The organism is Mycobacterium sp. SMC-4, from assembly GCF_050205565.1.
Classification (GTDB): Bacteria; Actinomycetota; Actinomycetes; order Mycobacteriales; family Mycobacteriaceae; genus Mycobacterium.
In genome coordinates this window covers 1-486 of sequence record NZ_JBNMQU010000034.1, presented here as the reverse complement: position 1 = coordinate 486, position 486 = coordinate 1, and the positions used below count along the sequence as shown (strand labels likewise).

The window sequence follows — 486 nt, the reverse complement described above, 5'->3', positions numbered from 1 at the left end:
CTCCCCGAGGCATATCGCAGCCTCCCACGTCCTTCATCGGCTCCTAGTGCCAAGGCATCCACCATGCGCCCTTAAACACTTACAACACAAAACCAAAAAATGAGTCACCCACCAAAACTGGTGAGTATCAACAAAATTTGCATTACACCAGACCCGACACAAGAAAAAATCCCGCGCCGAATCTCGATGCTCGCAACCACTATCCACAAATCAAACACCACACCCCACCACCAAAGCAGGGCAACAACAATCCGACCCCACACACATCCGGCGGAGCCACCCCCAAACCACAGGGGCACGGGCCTGTTGTCTCAAAGCCCAATAGTGTGTCCGGTTAAGTCTTTTCGCGCCCAGCTTTTCCCAGCCAGACGACATGTTTGTTGTGCACCAAACCCCCACCCACTACAGGTGAAAGGGCTATCCAACGAATCGCCTGACAATCGGCTGATCCCGCGATTTACGGGGCCGGCCAGGTCTCGTGGTGCT

The 486-nt window shown here is 54.5% G+C and carries 1 rRNA gene; it reads right to left on the bottom strand.

Annotation, left to right across the window (positions count from 1 at the left end):
* Window positions 1-85, bottom strand: a 23S ribosomal RNA gene (locus ACQI46_RS25625); the annotation flags it as partial.
* Window positions 86-486: the final 401 nt, after the last annotated feature.